The following is a 16,795-nucleotide window of genomic DNA, read 5'->3' as shown; positions in this document are numbered from 1 at the left end:
TAACATTTACGGTTTCATCATCCTCTGACACGATTGGGGCATGGGAAAAGTAGGTCAAGCGCTCCGTCAGGTTTTAGAGGCTTATGCCATTAGTCAGAATAAGCTAGCGGTTACGATGGGCATTGAGCGCACTCATGTCCATCGCTGGGTACAAGAAAAAACCGATCCTGGTGGAGAGGCGATCGCCAACATTACAGAGTCCCTACAGCAACTCAATCCTGAAGCTGCGAGAGAATTTGTTCAGCGTTACTTAGGCGAGATTCTAGGGGTGGGTCAAGCAAGTCAGGCACTCAGACAAGTTTTAGAAACCTATGGAATCAGCCAGAACAAGCTAGCTGTCACAATGGGCATTAGCCGAGCCAACGTCGGTCGCTGGTTTCATGGACTAGATCCGAGTGCCGAAAATATTGCTGAGATCACCAAAGCTTTGAAACAAATTAACCCTGAAGCTGCAAGAGAATTTGTTCAGCTTTATTTAGGCAACCTGCTGGAAGACCCGGAGAAATTAGAGGATGAGTAGAGCGATCGTCAGTCACTATGAGATTGGGGGGTGAGTCAATTTAGCCTCTGCGAGTTCCAAAAACTGTTTTGCTCTATGGATCTGTTCCGTGGCTTGAGCTTCTGTAAGGTCTGGATTAGCATCGTAATCGCCTTGCAGCCGAAGTTGCTCTGCTGTAATTAGAAAACGGTGAAATTCAGTAGGGACTGCTCCCGCCTTCACAAACTCTCGTCCGAAAGCTGAAATTACAGCCGAATGCTTGGAAAAACTCAAGCCCTTGCCCTCTAAAAAAGCTTCTGCCACATAAAACATCGTGTAATAAGCGCGAGAGGCTGCAAATTCAGGCATATTTTGTTGATTGAGAAGTTCTGCCGCATCTAAGCTTCTGTAGGCTTTTTGCAGTAAAGCTCTCTGCTCAGGAGTCATACAGCAATTCCCTCTCTACGAACGTTACGTAAAAAGCCGCCCTGCTGTTGACTGAAGCGATCGCGCCCTACAAATGTGCAAGAAATCAAGACATCATCCTTTAAGCAAATCGACGAAACCAGATAGCTTGTTCGCTCGATTTCAGTTACATAATCAACAGGCTCTTTCAAAACCACCAGAATATCAATATCAGAATCAGGGTGGGCATCGCCTCTAGCTTGAGAACCATAGAGAATTATCTGGCAGAGACGATCGCCATACACATCCTCTAGCTGCTCTTTTAACTCCTGCAAAATTACAGACAACAGCGCATTCATCTACTTACTCATCTTTAAGTCTCTCAAACCAGCATACATCAGGCTATCAGAGCGATCGCCCCCACCGCTCACGCTACTCCAGCCGAATATATTTCGTCACCACACTCATCCATTTACCCGTCATCGTCTCTGGCTGCAAATTGCTCCACTCAACAGAACAATCTTACAGCATGACCACAAAAACGTGTACATTTACGAGTTCATCATCCTCTGACACGATTGGGGGCATGGGAAAAGCCGGAAAAGCCCTCAGACAAGTATTAGAGCAATACAAAATTAGCCAAAACAAATTGGCTGTCACTTTAGGCGTTCAGCGGTATGTGGTCTACCGATGGTTTCACGAACAGGTTGATCCCAGCGGAGAAACGATCGCTGAGATCACGCAAGCGCTCAAACAAATCAATTCAGATGCAGCTCAGGAATTTGTTCAGCTTTATCTGGGCAACCTGCTAGGAGACCCAGAGACATTGAAGGATGAATAGGGCGATCGCCAGGAGTAGTTATATCCTCCAGAGCGCATCTCATCACGTAAATAACTGTTAGAGCTTGGGAATCCTATAGACGAAGCACTCGATTAGTTCAAAGATGGATGATCTTGATGGAGATGGACTTTTTAGCCTCTACTTCGGAATAGGTTTGATCTTGTTTAGCACAGTCGGAGTTTTTGTAGGTATGGTGGCTGCTATGATTTCAGCGATCGTGATTGAGCGATTGAGCCGATCTAGCTATGACTATGATGCCCTTCAAGTTCTCCCTTGGACATTGAGTGGATGTTTTATTGGATTCTCGATAGCCCTATTAACAGCTCTTGGCTTAATTCATTGCATTGATAGTTCCCAAACCTGTATTCTTTCAATTCCATTTGAGTTGGCTGATTTAGCAGTTCGACTAATCGGAATAGTGCCTTCTTTAAGTGCAATTATTGGAGGTGCAGTGTACTGGCGAAGATACCAATAACGTTAAGTATCATTCACTGCTACACCTATGCCGCCGTTAGCGAAAGAACACTCCTCACGCACTAGGCGATGAGAATCGCCGCTCAGCCAACATAGTCCATGCAACAGGCGAGTAATGATTGCTGGTGTGGCTACAAAGGTGTGGGTCATCGCTGATGGCGATCGTATGTGAACCCACCACAATCAGTCGCACGGATTCACGATCGCCTCTGGAGTACTACAACTCGCTAGGGGGCAAGCTGTTGGAATCTGGGCGATCGGACAAGAAATCTTCAGTCATCAACTTCACCTTCTACAATAATGTTGTCCACATAGACAACATAACACAGAATGTGGTCGATCTAGACAACATTTACGGGCTTGCCATCCTTTGACAGGATTGGGGCATGGGAAGGGCAAGTCAGGCGCTAAAACAGGTTTTAGAAAAATTTGGCATCAGCCAGAACAAACTGGCAGTCGCGCTTGGAATCGATCGCTCTGCGGTATTCAAATGGGTTCATGATCAGCGAGAGCCGACTTCTGAAACGATCGTGGAAGTCACCAAAGCCTTGAAACAGATTAACTCAGATGCAGCCCAAGAATTTGTTCAGCTTTATTTAGGCAACCTGCTGGATGATTCAGAGGAACTAGGGGATGAGTAGAGCGATCGCCCTGTCCAATATCGCAATCCCTAAGCAATGCTGAGCAACCCGAACGCGATAGGGGGATAATCCCTACTTCATTACATATCGTTAGATAGGTTTGGCGATCCGTCTGTCGTTTATGCTGGAGAAAACGAATTCACCGACTGAAATCTTCGTTTAATCATCTCAAAGCAGGAGGTCACTGTGAACCCAAATAGCTTTAGAAGCTGGCAATTTAACCTATCGGGTCTACGCTTCTGGCTTGTCCTTTTCGCAGTGATCTGGCTACTAGGGGCGATCGGTCTAGGGTGGCTGGTCAAGTCAATATTTATCTTGCTAGTTCTGCTGATTCTGGCACCCATTGTTGGGTTTTTGGTTTTTCGCTGGTGGCTCAAACGCAACCTGGTTTCTGATCAGTGTCCTGTCTGTCGCAATGAGGTGGCTGGCATCAACGGTGTAGATATGCGCTGTCCTAGCTGCGGTGAACCTCTCCACATTGACAAGGGGCACTTTCAGCGAGTCACACCACCCGGAACCGTCGATGTTGAGGCGATCGACGTTTCGGTGAAGCAGATTGAAGACCAGTAAGGCTACGAGCAGCGCTCTGGGCACTTCTAGGCAAATGCAGTTCCAGAGTTTTAACGATTGCCTCTGGGGTCAAGACTATCGCGCAATCCATCTCCCAAAAGATTGAACGCTAGCACGATCAGCGTAATCATCAAACCGGGCATCAGAATTGTCCAGGGAGCCGAAAGCGCGTAGCCGTTGGTGAAAGAATCCGACAGCATCGTGCCCAGTTCTGGCGTGGGCGGTTTTGCACCCAATCCTAGAAATCCCAGCCCAGCCGCCTCCAAGGTTGCCGTCCCGATCGATAAGGTTGCCTGAACCACAATCGGCGCAAGGCTAGAAGGCAAAATGTGATTAAAAATAATCCGTCCAGGCTTGGCACCAAAGGCGCGCACCGTCTGGACAAACCCCTGCTCTCGCAAAGACAAAACCATGCTGCGCGTCAGGCGAATAAACTTGGGAATCTCTACCACGCCCACCGCAATCATGACGCTTTGCAGACTGGCTCCAATCACCGTGGCAATGGCGATCGCCAGCAAAATCGAAGGAAATGCCAGCAAAATATCTGTCATCCAGCCAATGACTCGCTCTAGCCAGCCTCTAAAATACCCGGCAATTAGCCCCAAAAATGTCCCGATGATCAACCCCAGCACTACGGACACAATGCTGACTAACAGCGATACGCGAATGCCGTACCACACCAAGCTCAGCATGTCGCGCCCTAGCCCATCTGTGCCCAACCAGTGAACGGCACTAGGCGGCTTAAGCCGAGCGGCAAAGTCACGGGCGGTTGCCGGATCGAAGGGGCGTAGGATGGGCGCGAGCAGGGCGAGAAGAATAATGGCGATCGTCAAAACTAGCCCCACTCTGCCTGAAATAGACTTGAGGAATCGTTTCTTAGCTTTTTGAAATGAAGATTCTTGAGCGGCTAGCGCGATCGAGTCCATGCTGTGTCTCTACTCGATGAGGTTATTCTTCTATGATTAAAGGTCAAATTTGCGTACCGTGATCATTCCAAAAAGCTGCCAATCTGACTAGGGCTGAGAGGTCTGAGCTGGAGTATTTTCACAGTCACAAATCAGTCCTTCTAGCAGAGTCTCGATTGTGGCAACGATCGGCTCAATTCTGTCCTTAATTCGTTCAACGTCTTTGACGAACTTCAGCAGAGATACTCCATCAATATAGAGTTCTGGGGTGGGGTAATTTTCCAGATACTCCAGCAGTGAAATTTTGTTGTCTTCGCTAGTCGAAAGCAGCAAAGCCGCTCGATTTGCCTGAATATTGGCGCGATCGGAACGGGTGCGAATCGTGTTGCCAATTTGATACAGAATGAATTCCCCCGGTAAGGAATAGGTGACGCGATCGACCAAGCGCTGGCTCAAATTCACTTCCTGATTTAACGCCTGCTGAAGGGCTTCAGGACTGAGGTCGGCAAGATTCAAATACCACCGAATCTGTCTAGTTGCTTCTCCAGTCTCAGCCAATGTTCTCAAATCTTCAATGGGAATTGAGCGTCCGATCGGGCCAAGCGTGAAGACTAGACGCTGCGCCGCCACAGCCGGAGGCACAGGCAGCGCGGCAGAAATGCCAATTCCTAGAACCCAAGCCCCTCCCATCAATTTGATCAGATTCCGACTCAGCAAGCGCTGGAAAAGCGGTGAAGAAAAACATTTCATGAGGGACTGTCTCAGGGGGTGGGAGAAGATGATTGAGATAAAGCGCCATGGCTTGAAAGAACTGCACCTGAGGGCTGAGTCGTTACAGGTGAACTAGAGGCAGCAGAACCAGAGGCAGCAGGAGAAGTGGAACAGGCAACCGCACGATCGCCCTCAACATTGCTGCTCTGAGGCTCGCCTGCCGCAGGCTGCTCACAATCACAAATGATGTCCTGGAGGTACTCTTTGGCTACTTCTAGCGCAGGCAAAACGCGACCGACGAAAGAGCTAATGTCTCCGTAAATTCCTACCAGGCTCGTCACATTGACGCTGACCCGATCCGCAGGATACTTTTCAATAATTTCCAGTAAAGAGATGTTGCGATCGTCTTGGATTGAACCTTGGATTGCTGCGCGCAAATTGGGCGAAGCATTCGAGCCTTGAATCAGCTTTTCAAGCTGAAGCACTACAAATCTGCCGATAGAACTGTCTACAAAATCTTGCCCAAAATTGGAGGGCACCTGAATTTGCTCTGTCAAAATTTGCTGAATAGGAGCCGGATCTTGCTGATTAATATTGAAAAATTCTCTAGCCTCCTGTCGCAACTCACCAGACTGCACAAACTGCTTGATCTCATCTAAAGAGAGCGTCACCTCAGAAGGAACAGAAGGGTCAGAGCCATAATATCGCAACTGAATAGTCTCAACGGCCTGGGCACTGTTCGCGACAAAGATGCTTCCTGTACTGAGCAACAGAGCCGCGAGACTCGTCAACTTTGATTTGAGGCTAAGAGATTTGAGGCTGAGAGATTTGAGGCTAAGAGATCTAGGATTAAAGCGGCGCGAGAGTTTAGACATTGTATTCATCAGATTCTGCGAATCGCTAGGGTGCTAGGTGCTAGGTGAAGTGTGTGCCAGAGAATGTGTGCCGGAGAATAGACTGTCAGGTGAACTGTAAACGTGAACTATAAAATAAGAACTCCAAAATGTGAACTACCTTCAGTAATAAATTTGCTTAAGGTAGCAGTACAGCAAAAAGGGAGACGATCGCTAGACTCCATGAGAATGAAATAACTTACTTAACTCCGATTTTTGCTGTCACCTGAGTCACATTTCAGACGTTAAGATTCTAGATAGGCTGAGTAAAAATCTGCCCGATCTACTTATAAAACCCTATGCCTACTCCTCAGAGTCCGAACCCAAGATGGACATCCTGATTGTTGAAGACGAATCCGAAATTTCTCAGCTTATCCAGCTCTACTTGGAGAAAGAGGGATTTAATTGCCGCACCTGCCGAGATGGATTGACGGCGATTCAGCTGTTTCAAGACCATCAGCCGGATCTAATTATTCTGGATTTAATGATTCCCGGTATGGATGGGTTAGAGGTTTGCACCCGCATTCGGCAAAAGCCGGGAAGCAAAGACCCGTACATTATGATGCTGACGGCAAAAGGGGAAGAGATCGATCGCATCATCGGTCTTTCCACAGGTGCAGACGACTACATGGTCAAGCCGTTTAGCCCCAGAGAGCTAGTGGCGCGGGTCAGGGCGCTCTTGCGGCGAACGCTGCGCCAAGGCGGACAAACTCGTACTTTTCAAACGCCCCACTTCTCAGCCGATGTCGATCAGCGCGTTGCGAGTCGCCAGATCGAGGGCGGCGAGGTAGAGCCATTAGAGCTAACCACGCTAGAGTTTGACCTACTGACTACCTTCATGAGCTATCCCGGACGCGTGTGGAACCGGACTCAGCTCATTGAAAAACTCTGGGGTAATGACTTCTTCGGCGATGAGCGCGTGGTGGATACTCATGTAGCCCGTCTTCGCAAAAAAATCGAGCCTGATCCCGCCAATCCAGCTTTTCTCAAAACGGTGATTGGGGTAGGGTACAAGTTCGAGGATGTAGCTAGCTAATATTGTGTATGACAGCCGCCAAGGCGGTTGAGACAAGCACATTTAGGGTGAGGCGCTTCGCGCCCCATCCTAAATGTGCTAAGCAAACTGGCGAACGCTACAGTGAAAATCGGCATTGCTTAATCTGGGTATAAACTTTTTTTGGAAAGGGGCACACCCCTTTCCAAAAAGTCACACATAAAATTAGCCACGCCTGAAAATCTAGTGAAAAATGCCTAGGACTGTCGGTTCACCTCTTGCTGGAGCCATGCATCCACAGGCTGACCGTCCTTACGCTGTAGCTCAATTTCAATAGCGATCGCCTGTGCTGCCCCCACAGGAGCGGGCTTTTGATGGAACAGGATGTTGTAGGCGATCGGGTCTTGATTATGATCTCGTAGCCAGTCTTGCACCTTAGTGACAGCAAAAAAAGACTGCCCCTGTTCAAACAAACGAGTGACTTGCAGTTGCAGGGTGTAGGGATCGAACCGAGCCATAGGGTTGCCTTCAAACGAACCAACCCTATTTTAAGCGGTTTTGCAGCAGTCAGCTGTATGTCTAAAGAGCGTACAGCCCAAGTCCCTACTGTCCTTGAATCACTGCCATTGCCTGTTGAATTCGCCCTGCCAACCCTGCATCTGACTTGTGCGCCATCGTAATTTCGTTGAAGCGGGTGATGCTGAGGTTGTTGGTCTCGACGATCGCGATTGCCTGATTGCAGTAATCAATGGCGATCGGGCGAATGCTAGTGTCGAGGCTATTAAGGCTGCTGGGGCGATGGCAGAGAATAGGCGGTACTTCCGCACCGCTCGCTCGCTTGATATTATCGTAGGCGGCTTGACGGATTGGCTCAATTTGCAGCACCGATCGCGCATAGCTCTGAATCTCACCCTCTGTAACGGCAGATTGGGCGTAGGCGGCACTGTCGAATGAAAGGTTAAAAGACGGACTATTTGAGGCTTCGGCTAACGTGCTGGCAGGCTGCTGTATAGGCACCCACCCGCACAGCAGTCCCATGAGGGCAAGGGAGCCGACCCACAGCGATCGCGACATCAAACGACTCATCCCAAAGCGATCGCTGGAGCGACTAAAACTAGATTGAGGCAGCAAAGATAAGGCGGTCATCATAGCGGAAACGCGAAACTCAATATCGAACAGCTCAAATAATCAGAATCATTCTAAGGGTGAGAAGTTCCAGGAAGATGTATCGCCATGAGAACCTATCCCAGCAAAGTTGCGCGCAATAGTCTCCGATCGCCCTAAAATAATACTCTGACGACTTCACGCACAGCGTCCGACCCAGTGTGACTTGGCTTTACTACGCCGTTTCGCCGTCACCTACTCTCGTTCCCTATTCCTAACCTTACTTGTGAAAGTCTCTATTTTTCATACTCCTGAACTGATCCCCTCGGATAGCCAACCTGATTGTGCGATCGCCATTGATGTTTTACGAGCAACGAGCACCATTTCAACGGCGCTGGCGGCAGGTGCCGAAGCGGTTCAGGCGTTCAGCTCAATGGATGAATTGATGCGGGTCAGTGAACAATGGCCAGCCGATAGGCGACTCCGTGCCGGAGAACGAGGCGGAGCTAAAGTGGAAGGCTGTGAAATGGGCAACTCGCCCCTCGCCTGTACGCCTGAGTTGGTGGGCGGCAAGCGGCTGTTTATGAGTACCACCAACGGCACCCGCTGCTTGGAAAAAATTCAGCATGCCAAGACGGTTTTGGCGGCAGCGCTGATTAATCGTGCGGCGATCGTCCAGTATTTGCTAAATCAGCAGCCCGACTCGATCTGGATTGCCGGATCGGGCTGGGAGGGGAGTTATTCCCTAGAGGATACGGTGTGCGCAGGGGCGATCGTCCATTCGTTAAGCGCCCATCTTGCCAGCCAAGGGCAGACGCTAGAGAGCATTGCGGGAAATGATGAAGCTTTTGCTGCCGTAGCGCTCTACACTCAATGGCAGGATCGGCTGCTTGACCTGCTTTGTCATGCGACCCACGGTCAGCGATTGCTTCGCCTTGACTGTCTAGATGACCTGAAGTACTGCGCTCAACTTGATACTCTAGATGTGCTGCCTATCCAGCGTGAGCTAGGCGTATTGGTAAAGCACACAGCATAGACTCTGTTCTCGGTGCTAGGGATGAATTTTTGGAAAGGAGTGTGCCCCTTTCCGAAAAATTCATGACCAGATTAGAGAAGAGTAGGAATTGAGGGCTGTGGGCATCGGGTTAGCTCACAAACCTTCCAAAATACCGATCGATTGCTCATTCCAGTAAGTCTTGGTCAGCGTAGCCCGTCGGAAATCCGTGTTTTTTAGCACTGCTTGAGAGAAGTTTGCTCCCGTTAGATCTGAGCCTCTAAAGCTAGTGCCCCAACGCGCAAATACAGTTCTGCCCAAAACTCGAATCTGCTCTCGCAGTCGAAGCGTGCGCCAGCCCACATAGGCACTGAGGATCATCGCTGTTGTGGCGATTGCCACGGCAGCAACCGAAGTGCGAGTTTGATGCAGGGTGATGGCAAAAGCGATCACAAAAATAGCCGCTGCCGCCCAGGCAATCCGGGTGTTCATCGCAATTCGCGCCACGATAGCGACGATTGCAGCCACGATGGTGACGGCAGCGACGCAAAAATCAATCACGATGGCAATGGCGATCGCTCCGGCAATAGGAATGGCAGCCGAATGAATGATTACCGCTGCAAAAGCCAGGGCAAGCGCGAGGGCAAAAATGCTGAACCCGGCAGTGATGCCTTTGCGCAGGGCAATCAGCAAAAAGCCAATGTGAACCAGAACTGCGATCGCCTTAGCGGAAATCTCTAGGGCATTGGTATGAAACTGTAGCCCGATGGTTGCTCCGATAAATCCTGCCAAAGTGCCTAGCAGCAAGGCTGTCGCTAGCAAAACTACCGAAAGGGCGATCGTTTCAGCGCGATTGAGTCCGGTGATGGCATGGCTAAAGTCGGCGTTTCTGAGAATTGCGTTGGTAAAATTTGTGCCTCGGATATCCGCCCCGCTGAAGTCCAGCCCAGATAGGTCTTCGCCCTTAAAGGACTGACCCCGTAAATCCTGTTTTTTAAAGCTTTTTCTTTCCGATGCAGAATAATCTGACGCAGAATGAGTGGATAGCTGTTTATTATGCATGTTCGACCTCGACTGTGCTGAATAACCAATAAACGCACCCGACTCAAAGCTAGTTCTGTAGCCGTTTCGCGCGGCTGATCGCTATTACTAAGCTGATTGCTATTACTAATTTGTATGAACGGCAGTGCGAATTAGGACAACCCAAAAACCCATGGCTGCATTATCCATCAACTCGAAGCATTTTGTATCGCTTCAACACTGAAAATCTGATTTAAGCAGTCAGCAATCCGGCTTGCCGCCCCTGATTCACCCATGCGGCGACATCCGTTTTCAGCAATGCGTTGCAGTCGCGGGGCATCTTGCAACAGCGATCGCACCTCTCCTGCTGCCGCTTCAGGAGATGCTACTAGACTAACCGAAATTCCTAGAAGGCGGGTTTGTGCCTCGGCAAATTTTGGCGTGAATTGTGGACCTTTCCCAGGCATCACGATCGCGGGTTTTCCCAGTCCGACAAATTGCTCGGTTGCTGTGCCCGCCATAGCGATCGCTAGCTTTCCCTGATGGATACAGTCGTTAAACGCGGTTGTGATGATCAATGTAGCGTTCTTCTGCCTAAAAGCTGCGGGTGATGACGTTACTTTTTGCCAGTCAGCCTGCTCTAGCATTTGTTGCAGGGGCGCGAGATCGAGACTGGGGGCGATCGCCGCCAAAAATAAAAGCTCTTGAGCCGCAAACTCGATCCGTATTGCAGCCACAGCCTGAAGAATTATTTGCCAATTTTCGTAAGCTTCTGACACTCTGGAGCCGGGGAGAAGGGCGATCGTTAGAGGGATGCTTGAAGAAGCTAGGCTCTCAGAAGAAGCTAGAAAGTCCAGACCTGTTGGTTCCAGACCATCCATCATCGGATTGCCCAAATCAAACGCCCGAATAGCGTACCTTCTCAACACTTCTGCCGTCAGCCTGTCTCTGGGAAATACTGCTCTACAGCGAGGATGCTTCATCAGCCAACGCTCCCAGGGTAGATAGACAGAACCCAGCGAACTTTCCAGCTGCTCAAACCAGGACGGGCGTGGCAGCACACCCTGCTCATCTTGCAGATAATACTCCGACTTGGCAGTGCCCACAAAGGCGTAGGGGATACCGCTCCACCAGGCAAATAAGAGAGGCACAATATCGCCAACCGCCAAAATCATGCCGCCTTGCCGCGCCCAGGTTTTTATGGTGTGGAGCTGCGATCGCGTCAGACTCAGCAATCCGCCCTGCAAATCTCGCGCGAGCTGCCGTCCATCCATATATAGAAAGCCGCCCGACGGCATGGATTTTGATTCACCGATGACTGGGATACCGTGTTGTTTGTAAGCTTGTCCTTCACCGACGATCGGCAAGGCGGCTAGTTCCATAGGTTCCATTTCTTCTAGAGAAGCATCTTGCTGAAGCGCTTGCAGGATACGCAGGGCGATCGCATCTTCACCGTGACCGTTGCTGAGACAAAGAAGGCGCATGGAGATCTGGTTTTACTGAGCCTGCACAATACCATGTTTAAGATACAGGCGTTCAAGATACAGACTTGTCATGGGTCGTCCCAAATAAATCACTACCCGAATATCGCCTCATCGTGAAATTCTAAAGAGGAGCGATCGACATTTCTTCAGTCTGGTTCTAGAATCGAAGAACGTTTCAACAAAAGTTAATTAAAGAAAACTTGATGCCATTAGCTACGATATCTCCCCTCATCGCCTCTGGCTTCCATGCCCTCTCCGAACCGCTGAGACTACAGATTTTAGACTTATTGCGGAGCAAAGAGCTTTGTGTTTGCGACTTGTGTGAAGCTTTAGGCGTGTCGCAATCTAAGCTGTCTTTTCATCTCAAGGTGCTGAAAGAGGCTCGGCTGCTGCGCGCCCGCCAAGAAGGACGCTGGATGTACTACAGCCTTGATCTGCCGCAGTTTGTGGTGCTGGAGCAGCATTTGGGAGAGTTTCGCCGATTTAGCCCCATCGTTTCAGCTCGACCTTGCGATGACTAGGCGTTTTGGTTGGGTGTCACAGCATTTTCAAGAGATAGCATTTTCAAGAGATAGCATTTTCAAGAGATAGCGTTTTCAAGAGATAGCGTTCTTAACAAATATTGTCGAACTTGTGTTCTTCGCTGCTTGACTAAACAAATTTAATTGATGTATCAATATTTTTAGATGCAAATTTCAAAAAACATCAAGTTTCAAAGATTTTGCCCCTTTGCGTATTAGACATTTACCTAAGTAAGGAAATTTATGACTTTTTTAATGCAGATGAGGCTGAGGCTACCTATTTCTCTGGTCACTGCTGCCATCCTGTTTGTGTCATCCTGTAGCGCTCCATCTTCAACCTCCTCCCCATCAGCCGCTTCAGGGAGTCCAGTCGCAGGGTCGGCAGCCTCCGTTAAGGTTGATGGGTCTAGCACAGTTTTTCCCATCAGCGACGCAGTTGCCAAAGAGTTTCGACAGTCCAATCCCAGTGTAGAGGTGGCGGTTGAATCTTCTGGGACGACGGGCGGATTCAGAAAATTCTGTGCTGGAGAAACCGACATTAGCAATGCCTCTCGTCCCATTTCTACTGAGGAGATCGCGACATGTCGGAACGCAGGAATTAGATATGTTGAATTGCCGATCGCCTTTGATGCCCTGACGGTAGCGGTTAATCCCCAAAACGATTGGGCAAAAGACTTGACGGTAGAGGAGCTAAAAAAACTTTGGGAGCCTGCCGCTCAGGGCAAAATCAAAACCTGGCAGCAGGTGCGCTCCTCGTTTCCTAATCAGCCAATCACCCTCTATGGAGCGGGGACAGACTCCGGCACCTACGACTACTTCGCAGAGGTCATCATGGGCGGAGCCGATACCCGGACTGACTACACGGGCAGCGAAAATGACGATGTTTTGGTGGAAGGCATTGCCAAAGATCCGACGGCTCTGGGCTTCTTTGGTCTAGCTTACTTTGAGAAGAATCAGAATCGTCTCAAGGCAGTGGCGATCGATGATGGCAAAGGCAAAGGAGCCGTTTTGCCTTCGCGCCAGACAGTCGAGAGCGCTGCTTATCAACCGCTGTCGCGTCCGCTGTTTATCTATATCAATCTTCAGGCATCCCAGAAAAACACAGGCTTGCGGGACTTCGTGCAGTTCTACCTGAAAAACGCTAAGCGCATCGTGGAAACGGTGGGCTACGCGCCGCTGCCCCAAGAAGCCTATGACATTGGCTCAGTCCACCTCTACAAGGGTGAAGTCGGCACAGCTTACGACGGCAAGCCTCAGCCTTACCTGACGATTCGGGAGGTGCTTCTGAAAGAACAAACTTTCTAAAGCCGTTCGATCAGATCTCGCTATTTTCAAGTGCAGGAAGAAATCATGAGTGTAAGGGTTGGGATTAATGGGTTTGGGCGGATCGGGCGATTGGCGCTCCGGGCTGCTTGGGGCTGGTCGGAACTAGAGTTTGTCCATATCAACGAGCTGAAGGGCGGCGCGGTCACGGCTGCACATCTGCTGAAATTTGACTCTGTACATGGACGCTGGGCACCTGAAGTCGAAGCCAAAGACGGGAAGGTGTGGATTGATGACAAATCCCTTAGCTTCAGTGAATGCGCTTCACCCAGCGAAGTCTCTTGGGACGATCTGGGCGTCGATCTGGTGCTAGAGGCATCCGGCAAGTTCCGCACGACCGAAACCCTCGACCCTTACTTCAAACGCGGGGTGAAAAAGGTAATTGTTGCGGCTCCGGTCAAACAGGGCGCGCTGAACATTGTCATGGGCGTGAACGATGACCTCTATCAGCCGGATCAGCATCACCTTTTAACTGCCGCTTCCTGCACCACCAACTGTCTCGCGCCCGTAGTGAAGGTGATCCAGGAGGGGCTGGGCATTCGGCATGGCGTGATTACGACGATTCACGACAACACCAACACCCAAACGATCGTCGATGCCCCCCACAAAGATCTGCGCCGCGCCAGAGCTACCAGCCTGTCGCTGATTCCTACCACCACGGGATCGGCAACGGCGATCGGTCTAATCTATCCAGAACTCAACGGCAAGCTGAATGGCTTAGCCGTGCGGGTGCCGCTACTCAACGCCTCTCTGACTGACTGCGTTTTTGAAGTCGCGCGTCCTACCACCGTCGAAGAAGTTAATAGCCTGCTGAAAACCGCTTCTGAGCAAGAGCCGCTTAAAGGCATTCTGGGCTATGAGGAACGTCCTCTGGTGTCGATCGACTACAAAGACGATCCGCGCTCTGCCATCATCGATGCCCTGTCTACGATGGTGGTGGATGAGACGCAGGTGAAAATCTTTGCCTGGTATGACAATGAGTGGGGCTATGCCAACCGCATGGTGGAACTGGCCAGAAAAGTTGCGTTGAGCCTTTGACCTTTACATTCTGACGCTAAACCCATGGCTACCGCCTCTCAAGCTAATCTACGCAACTACATGCTGGTGACGATCGCCTACTGGGGCTTCACGCTCACAGATGGCGCGCTGCGAATGCTGGTGTTGCTGTACTTCTACAACATTGGCTACACGCCGCTGCAAATTGCGTTCCTGTTTTTGTTCTACGAAATCTTTGGCGTCATCACAAACTTTTTGGGCGGCTGGATTGGCTCTCAGTTGGGGCTAAAGGTGACGCTGTACGCCGGGATTGCGCTACAGGTTTTGGGTCTGGGAATGCTGGCTTTCCTCGATCCGGGCTGGTCGCAGGGGGTGGCGATCGCCTATGTCATGACGGCTCAAGCTTTCTCAGGCATTGCCAAAGACTTGACCAAAATGAGTTCCAAAAGCGCCATTCGTTTGGTCGTGCCCCAGGAGGCGCAGTCTTCTCTGTTTAAGTGGGTGGCAGTGCTGACCGGATCAAAGAATGCGTTAAAGGGGGTAGGCTTTTTCCTCGGTGCGGCTCTGCTGGAAGTCTTTGGGTTTAAGAATGCGCTGCTGATCATGGCGGCAGGACTAATCGCCGTTCTGTTGACAGGATTCTTCTTGCCTAACGGCATGGGCAAAATTAAGAAGAAGGTGGGCTTTAGTCAACTGTTTTCCAAAAGCCGAGAAATCAATATTCTTTCGGCTGCTCGGTTCTTTCTGTTTGGCTCCAGGGATATCTGGTTTGTGGTGGGCTTGCCTGTGTTCTTACGTGGACCATTAGGCTGGTCGTTTTACCAGGTGGGCGGTTTCATGGCTTGCTGGGTGATCGGCTATGGCTTGGTGCAGTTCCTGGCTCCGGTGCTGCTGAAGCGATTTGGCAACGGGCAGCCGCCGAATGCCAACACCATTCAGTTTTGGACGTTTGCCCTGATCGCAGTACCCGCAGGAATTGCGATCGCCCTTCAGATGAACCTTCCCCCAGACGCAGTAATTGTCGTGGGTCTGACGATTTTTGGGATTGTCTTTGCCTTCAACTCAGCCGTGCATTCCTATTTGGTGCTGGCATACACTGATGACGACAAGGTTGCCCTCAACGTTGGCTTCTATTACATGGCGAACTCTGGTGGGCGATTAATCGGCACGGTTCTGTCGGGTCTGGTGTTTCAGTTTTTTAACCTAGTAGGCTGTCTCTGGGTGTCTAGCTTCTTTGTATTAGCAGCAGCGCTGATCTCATTAAAGCTACCTGACCCGCAACCCCAAAAAGCGATCGCCTGGAAAGCCGGAGAGGGAGATTAGAATGAAGACCCAAGCGCCAAGACTTTCATTTCTCGATCGCTTTCTCACTCTGTGGATTTTTCTGGCAATGGCGATCGGGGTGGGGATAGGCTATTTCTTCCCTGGAGTTGAGGGAGTCATTGACCAGTTTCAGGTGGGTGCGACCAATATTCCGATCGCGATCGGGTTGATCCTGATGATGTATCCGCCGTTGGCTAAGGTGCGGTACGAGGAATTGGGCGATGTCTTTCGCAACGGCAAGGTTCTGGGTATTTCGCTGGTACAAAACTGGATCATTGGTCCGTTCCTGATGTTTTTTCTGGCGATTATCTTTCTGCGCGACTACCCAGAATATATGGTGGGGCTAATCCTGATTGGGTTGGCGCGATGCATTGCTATGGTGGTCGTCTGGAGCGACTTGGCACGGGGCAACACGGAATACACGGCTGGGCTAGTTGCCTTCAACAGCATTTTTCAGGTGATTTTCTACAGCCCTTATGCCTGGTTTTTTATTAGCGTCTTGCCGCCGCTGTTTGGGTTACAGGGCAGCGTGGTCAATATCAGCATTGCCGAGATCGCCAAAAGCGTGATGATTTATCTTGGCATTCCCTTTCTGGCTGGATTTCTGACGCGCTTTTTTCTGGTGAAAGCAAAGGGCAGGCAATGGTATCACGAGGAATTTGTGCCAAAAATCAGCCCGATTACCCTGGTTGCCCTACTGTTTACGATCGCCGTCATGTTTAGCCTCAAAGGCAATCTGCTGGTGCAAATTCCGCTAGATGTAGTTCGGATTGCCATCCCGCTGATCCTCTACTTCGTCCTCATGTTTTTTATCAGCTTCTATATGGCATGGCGGGTCAAGACGGATTACTCCAGAGCCGCTAGCGTGGCGTTTACGTCCGCAGGCAATAATTTTGAGCTGGCGATCGCGGTCGCCATTGCCGTATTTGGCATCAATTCGGGTGCTGCCTTCGCAGTTGTCGTCGGGCCTCTAGTAGAGGTGCCGATGTTGATTAGTCTAGTCAATGTTTCTCTCTGGTTTCAGAGGCGTTATTTTAAGGTCGCATCGCTGGATTAATTGTGTTATGGCATTACGTAATTGAGTTAGGACGAGTTATTTTTTGAGAGCCGCGCGGAGC

General features: G+C 50.2%; 22 protein-coding genes. 13 read left to right on the top strand and 9 right to left on the bottom strand.

Annotation, left to right across the window (positions count from 1 at the left end; genetic code table 11):
* Positions 1-268 precede the first annotated feature (268 nt).
* Entirely contained in the window at positions 269-520 is a 252-nt protein-coding gene (locus AC5JMP_RS15315; RefSeq protein WP_495852377.1) for a helix-turn-helix domain-containing protein, read from the top strand.
* Between the two features lie 15 nt (positions 521-535).
* Here AC5JMP_RS15315 and AC5JMP_RS15310 read toward each other — a convergent pair whose 3' ends face one another.
* The gene (locus tag AC5JMP_RS15310) at positions 536-925 is read right to left on the bottom strand and encodes a HEPN domain-containing protein (protein WP_495852352.1); all 390 of its coding nucleotides are present in this window, start codon (positions 923-925) and stop codon (positions 536-538) included.
* Positions 922-1,242 carry a nucleotidyltransferase domain-containing protein gene (locus AC5JMP_RS15305; RefSeq protein ID WP_495852351.1) on the bottom strand — a complete coding sequence of 107 codons (321 nt, stop codon included), beginning with the start codon at positions 1,240-1,242 and terminating at the stop codon, positions 922-924. The genes AC5JMP_RS15310 and AC5JMP_RS15305 overlap by 4 nt, the downstream gene beginning before the upstream one ends.
* A gap of 170 nt (positions 1,243-1,412) precedes the next feature.
* Here AC5JMP_RS15305 and AC5JMP_RS15300 point away from each other — a divergent pair, with 170 nt between their 5' ends.
* From AC5JMP_RS15300 to AC5JMP_RS15280, 5 genes are all read left to right on the top strand, one after another.
* Entirely contained in the window at positions 1,413-1,724 is a 312-nt protein-coding gene (locus AC5JMP_RS15300) for a helix-turn-helix domain-containing protein (RefSeq protein ID WP_495852350.1), read from the top strand.
* A 103-nt stretch (positions 1,725-1,827) separates the two neighbouring features.
* Entirely contained in the window at positions 1,828-2,199 is a 372-nt protein-coding gene (locus AC5JMP_RS15295) for a hypothetical protein (RefSeq protein ID WP_495852349.1), read from the top strand.
* A gap of 154 nt (positions 2,200-2,353) precedes the next feature.
* Positions 2,354-2,572, top strand: a complete 219-nt coding sequence (locus AC5JMP_RS15290) for a hypothetical protein (protein WP_495852348.1) — start codon at positions 2,354-2,356, stop codon at positions 2,570-2,572.
* Between the two features lie 12 nt (positions 2,573-2,584).
* Positions 2,585-2,839: a helix-turn-helix domain-containing protein gene (locus tag AC5JMP_RS15285; protein ID WP_495852347.1), complete on the top strand. Its 255-nt coding sequence runs from the start codon at positions 2,585-2,587 to the stop codon at positions 2,837-2,839.
* A gap of 186 nt (positions 2,840-3,025) precedes the next feature.
* The gene (locus AC5JMP_RS15280) at positions 3,026-3,409 is read left to right on the top strand and encodes a DUF2614 family zinc ribbon-containing protein (RefSeq protein ID WP_495852346.1); all 384 of its coding nucleotides are present in this window, start codon (positions 3,026-3,028) and stop codon (positions 3,407-3,409) included.
* Between the two features lie 50 nt (positions 3,410-3,459).
* Here AC5JMP_RS15280 and AC5JMP_RS15275 read toward each other — a convergent pair whose 3' ends face one another.
* From AC5JMP_RS15275 to AC5JMP_RS15265, 3 genes are all read right to left on the bottom strand, one after another.
* A complete protein-coding gene (locus AC5JMP_RS15275) occupies positions 3,460-4,335 on the bottom strand; it encodes an ABC transporter permease (RefSeq protein ID WP_495852345.1) in 876 nt (291 codons plus the stop codon).
* A gap of 87 nt (positions 4,336-4,422) precedes the next feature.
* Positions 4,423-5,064 (bottom strand): alpha/beta hydrolase, encoded by a 642-nt coding sequence (locus tag AC5JMP_RS15270; protein WP_495852344.1) that lies wholly within the window; start codon positions 5,062-5,064, stop codon positions 4,423-4,425.
* Between the two features lie 11 nt (positions 5,065-5,075).
* Positions 5,076-5,900, bottom strand: coding sequence for an alpha/beta hydrolase (locus AC5JMP_RS15265; RefSeq protein WP_495852343.1), 825 nt, complete (start codon positions 5,898-5,900; stop codon positions 5,076-5,078).
* Between the two features lie 346 nt (positions 5,901-6,246).
* Between AC5JMP_RS15265 and AC5JMP_RS15260 the strand changes: the two genes are divergently transcribed.
* Positions 6,247-6,954 (top strand): response regulator, encoded by a 708-nt coding sequence (locus AC5JMP_RS15260; RefSeq protein ID WP_495852342.1) that lies wholly within the window; start codon positions 6,247-6,249, stop codon positions 6,952-6,954.
* 215 nt (positions 6,955-7,169) lie between these two features.
* Here the strand turns inward: AC5JMP_RS15260 and AC5JMP_RS15255 are convergent, their stop codons facing one another.
* Together AC5JMP_RS15255 and AC5JMP_RS15250 are read right to left on the bottom strand one after the other, a co-directional pair.
* Positions 7,170-7,430 carry a hypothetical protein gene (locus AC5JMP_RS15255; protein ID WP_495852341.1) on the bottom strand — a complete coding sequence of 87 codons (261 nt, stop codon included), beginning with the start codon at positions 7,428-7,430 and terminating at the stop codon, positions 7,170-7,172.
* An 85-nt stretch (positions 7,431-7,515) separates the two neighbouring features.
* Complete coding sequence (locus tag AC5JMP_RS15250; RefSeq protein WP_495852340.1) at positions 7,516-8,061, bottom strand: DUF4168 domain-containing protein; 546 nt, start codon at positions 8,059-8,061, stop codon at positions 7,516-7,518.
* 241 nt (positions 8,062-8,302) lie between these two features.
* Between AC5JMP_RS15250 and AC5JMP_RS15245 the strand changes: the two genes are divergently transcribed.
* Positions 8,303-9,052 carry a 2-phosphosulfolactate phosphatase family protein gene (locus AC5JMP_RS15245; RefSeq protein WP_495852339.1) on the top strand — a complete coding sequence of 250 codons (750 nt, stop codon included), beginning with the start codon at positions 8,303-8,305 and terminating at the stop codon, positions 9,050-9,052.
* Positions 9,053-9,166: 114 nt separating this feature from the next.
* On the opposite strand, the gene AC5JMP_RS15240 is transcribed toward AC5JMP_RS15245, so the two are convergent.
* On the bottom strand, positions 9,167-10,072 hold the full coding sequence (locus AC5JMP_RS15240) for a pentapeptide repeat-containing protein (protein WP_495852338.1): 906 nt from the start codon (positions 10,070-10,072) through the stop codon (positions 9,167-9,169).
* Positions 10,073-10,239: 167 nt separating this feature from the next.
* Positions 10,240-11,514 carry a lipid-A-disaccharide synthase-related protein gene (locus tag AC5JMP_RS15235; RefSeq protein WP_495852337.1) on the bottom strand — a complete coding sequence of 425 codons (1,275 nt, stop codon included), beginning with the start codon at positions 11,512-11,514 and terminating at the stop codon, positions 10,240-10,242.
* A 203-nt stretch (positions 11,515-11,717) separates the two neighbouring features.
* Between AC5JMP_RS15235 and AC5JMP_RS15230 the strand changes: the two genes are divergently transcribed.
* The 5 genes from AC5JMP_RS15230 to arsB all read left to right on the top strand — a co-directional run bounded on the left by AC5JMP_RS15230 (position 11,718) and on the right by arsB (position 16,734).
* Positions 11,718-12,035, top strand: coding sequence for an ArsR/SmtB family transcription factor (locus AC5JMP_RS15230; RefSeq protein ID WP_495852336.1), 318 nt, complete (start codon positions 11,718-11,720; stop codon positions 12,033-12,035).
* Between the two features lie 243 nt (positions 12,036-12,278).
* Positions 12,279-13,340 (top strand): PstS family phosphate ABC transporter substrate-binding protein, encoded by a 1,062-nt coding sequence (locus tag AC5JMP_RS15225; RefSeq protein ID WP_495852335.1) that lies wholly within the window; start codon positions 12,279-12,281, stop codon positions 13,338-13,340.
* Positions 13,341-13,385: 45 nt separating this feature from the next.
* Positions 13,386-14,396 carry an ArsJ-associated glyceraldehyde-3-phosphate dehydrogenase gene (locus AC5JMP_RS15220; protein WP_495852334.1) on the top strand — a complete coding sequence of 337 codons (1,011 nt, stop codon included), beginning with the start codon at positions 13,386-13,388 and terminating at the stop codon, positions 14,394-14,396.
* A gap of 24 nt (positions 14,397-14,420) precedes the next feature.
* The gene (arsJ, locus tag AC5JMP_RS15215; protein WP_495852333.1) at positions 14,421-15,677 is read left to right on the top strand and encodes an organoarsenical effux MFS transporter ArsJ; all 1,257 of its coding nucleotides are present in this window, start codon (positions 14,421-14,423) and stop codon (positions 15,675-15,677) included.
* A gap of 1 nt (position 15,678) precedes the next feature.
* The gene (arsB, locus tag AC5JMP_RS15210) at positions 15,679-16,734 is read left to right on the top strand and encodes an ACR3 family arsenite efflux transporter (protein WP_495852332.1); all 1,056 of its coding nucleotides are present in this window, start codon (positions 15,679-15,681) and stop codon (positions 16,732-16,734) included.
* Positions 16,735-16,795 lie beyond the last annotated feature (61 nt).

This window comes from Drouetiella sp. (assembly GCF_059504425.1).
Note: the sequence above shows the minus strand (reverse complement) of the source record. Positions and strands in the feature narration are given on the sequence as shown.

Bases quoted from the DNA above. Each gene is read 5' to 3' on its own strand.
- AC5JMP_RS15310 (WP_495852352.1), bottom strand. From the start codon at position 925: ATGACTCCTGAGCAGAGAGCTTTACTGCAAAAAGCCTACAGAAGCTTA.
- AC5JMP_RS15305 (WP_495852351.1), bottom strand. From the start codon at position 1,242: ATGAATGCGCTGTTGTCTGTAATTTTGCAGGAGTTAAAAGAGCAGCTA.
- AC5JMP_RS15300 (WP_495852350.1), top strand. From the start codon at position 1,413: ATGACCACAAAAACGTGTACATTTACGAGTTCATCATCCTCTGACACG.
- AC5JMP_RS15295 (WP_495852349.1), top strand. From the start codon at position 1,828: ATGGATGATCTTGATGGAGATGGACTTTTTAGCCTCTACTTCGGAATA.
- AC5JMP_RS15290 (WP_495852348.1), top strand. From the start codon at position 2,354: ATGGCGATCGTATGTGAACCCACCACAATCAGTCGCACGGATTCACGA.
- AC5JMP_RS15285 (WP_495852347.1), top strand. From the start codon at position 2,585: ATGGGAAGGGCAAGTCAGGCGCTAAAACAGGTTTTAGAAAAATTTGGC.
- AC5JMP_RS15275 (WP_495852345.1), bottom strand. From the start codon at position 4,335: ATGGACTCGATCGCGCTAGCCGCTCAAGAATCTTCATTTCAAAAAGCT.
- AC5JMP_RS15270 (WP_495852344.1), bottom strand. From the start codon at position 5,064: ATGAAATGTTTTTCTTCACCGCTTTTCCAGCGCTTGCTGAGTCGGAAT.
- AC5JMP_RS15265 (WP_495852343.1), bottom strand. From the start codon at position 5,900: ATGTCTAAACTCTCGCGCCGCTTTAATCCTAGATCTCTTAGCCTCAAA.
- AC5JMP_RS15260 (WP_495852342.1), top strand. From the start codon at position 6,247: ATGGACATCCTGATTGTTGAAGACGAATCCGAAATTTCTCAGCTTATC.
- AC5JMP_RS15255 (WP_495852341.1), bottom strand. From the start codon at position 7,430: ATGGCTCGGTTCGATCCCTACACCCTGCAACTGCAAGTCACTCGTTTG.
- AC5JMP_RS15250 (WP_495852340.1), bottom strand. From the start codon at position 8,061: ATGATGACCGCCTTATCTTTGCTGCCTCAATCTAGTTTTAGTCGCTCC.
- AC5JMP_RS15240 (WP_495852338.1), bottom strand. From the start codon at position 10,072: ATGCATAATAAACAGCTATCCACTCATTCTGCGTCAGATTATTCTGCA.
- AC5JMP_RS15235 (WP_495852337.1), bottom strand. From the start codon at position 11,514: ATGCGCCTTCTTTGTCTCAGCAACGGTCACGGTGAAGATGCGATCGCC.
- AC5JMP_RS15230 (WP_495852336.1), top strand. From the start codon at position 11,718: ATGCCATTAGCTACGATATCTCCCCTCATCGCCTCTGGCTTCCATGCC.
- AC5JMP_RS15225 (WP_495852335.1), top strand. From the start codon at position 12,279: ATGACTTTTTTAATGCAGATGAGGCTGAGGCTACCTATTTCTCTGGTC.
- AC5JMP_RS15220 (WP_495852334.1), top strand. From the start codon at position 13,386: ATGAGTGTAAGGGTTGGGATTAATGGGTTTGGGCGGATCGGGCGATTG.
- arsJ (WP_495852333.1), top strand. From the start codon at position 14,421: ATGGCTACCGCCTCTCAAGCTAATCTACGCAACTACATGCTGGTGACG.
- arsB (WP_495852332.1), top strand. From the start codon at position 15,679: ATGAAGACCCAAGCGCCAAGACTTTCATTTCTCGATCGCTTTCTCACT.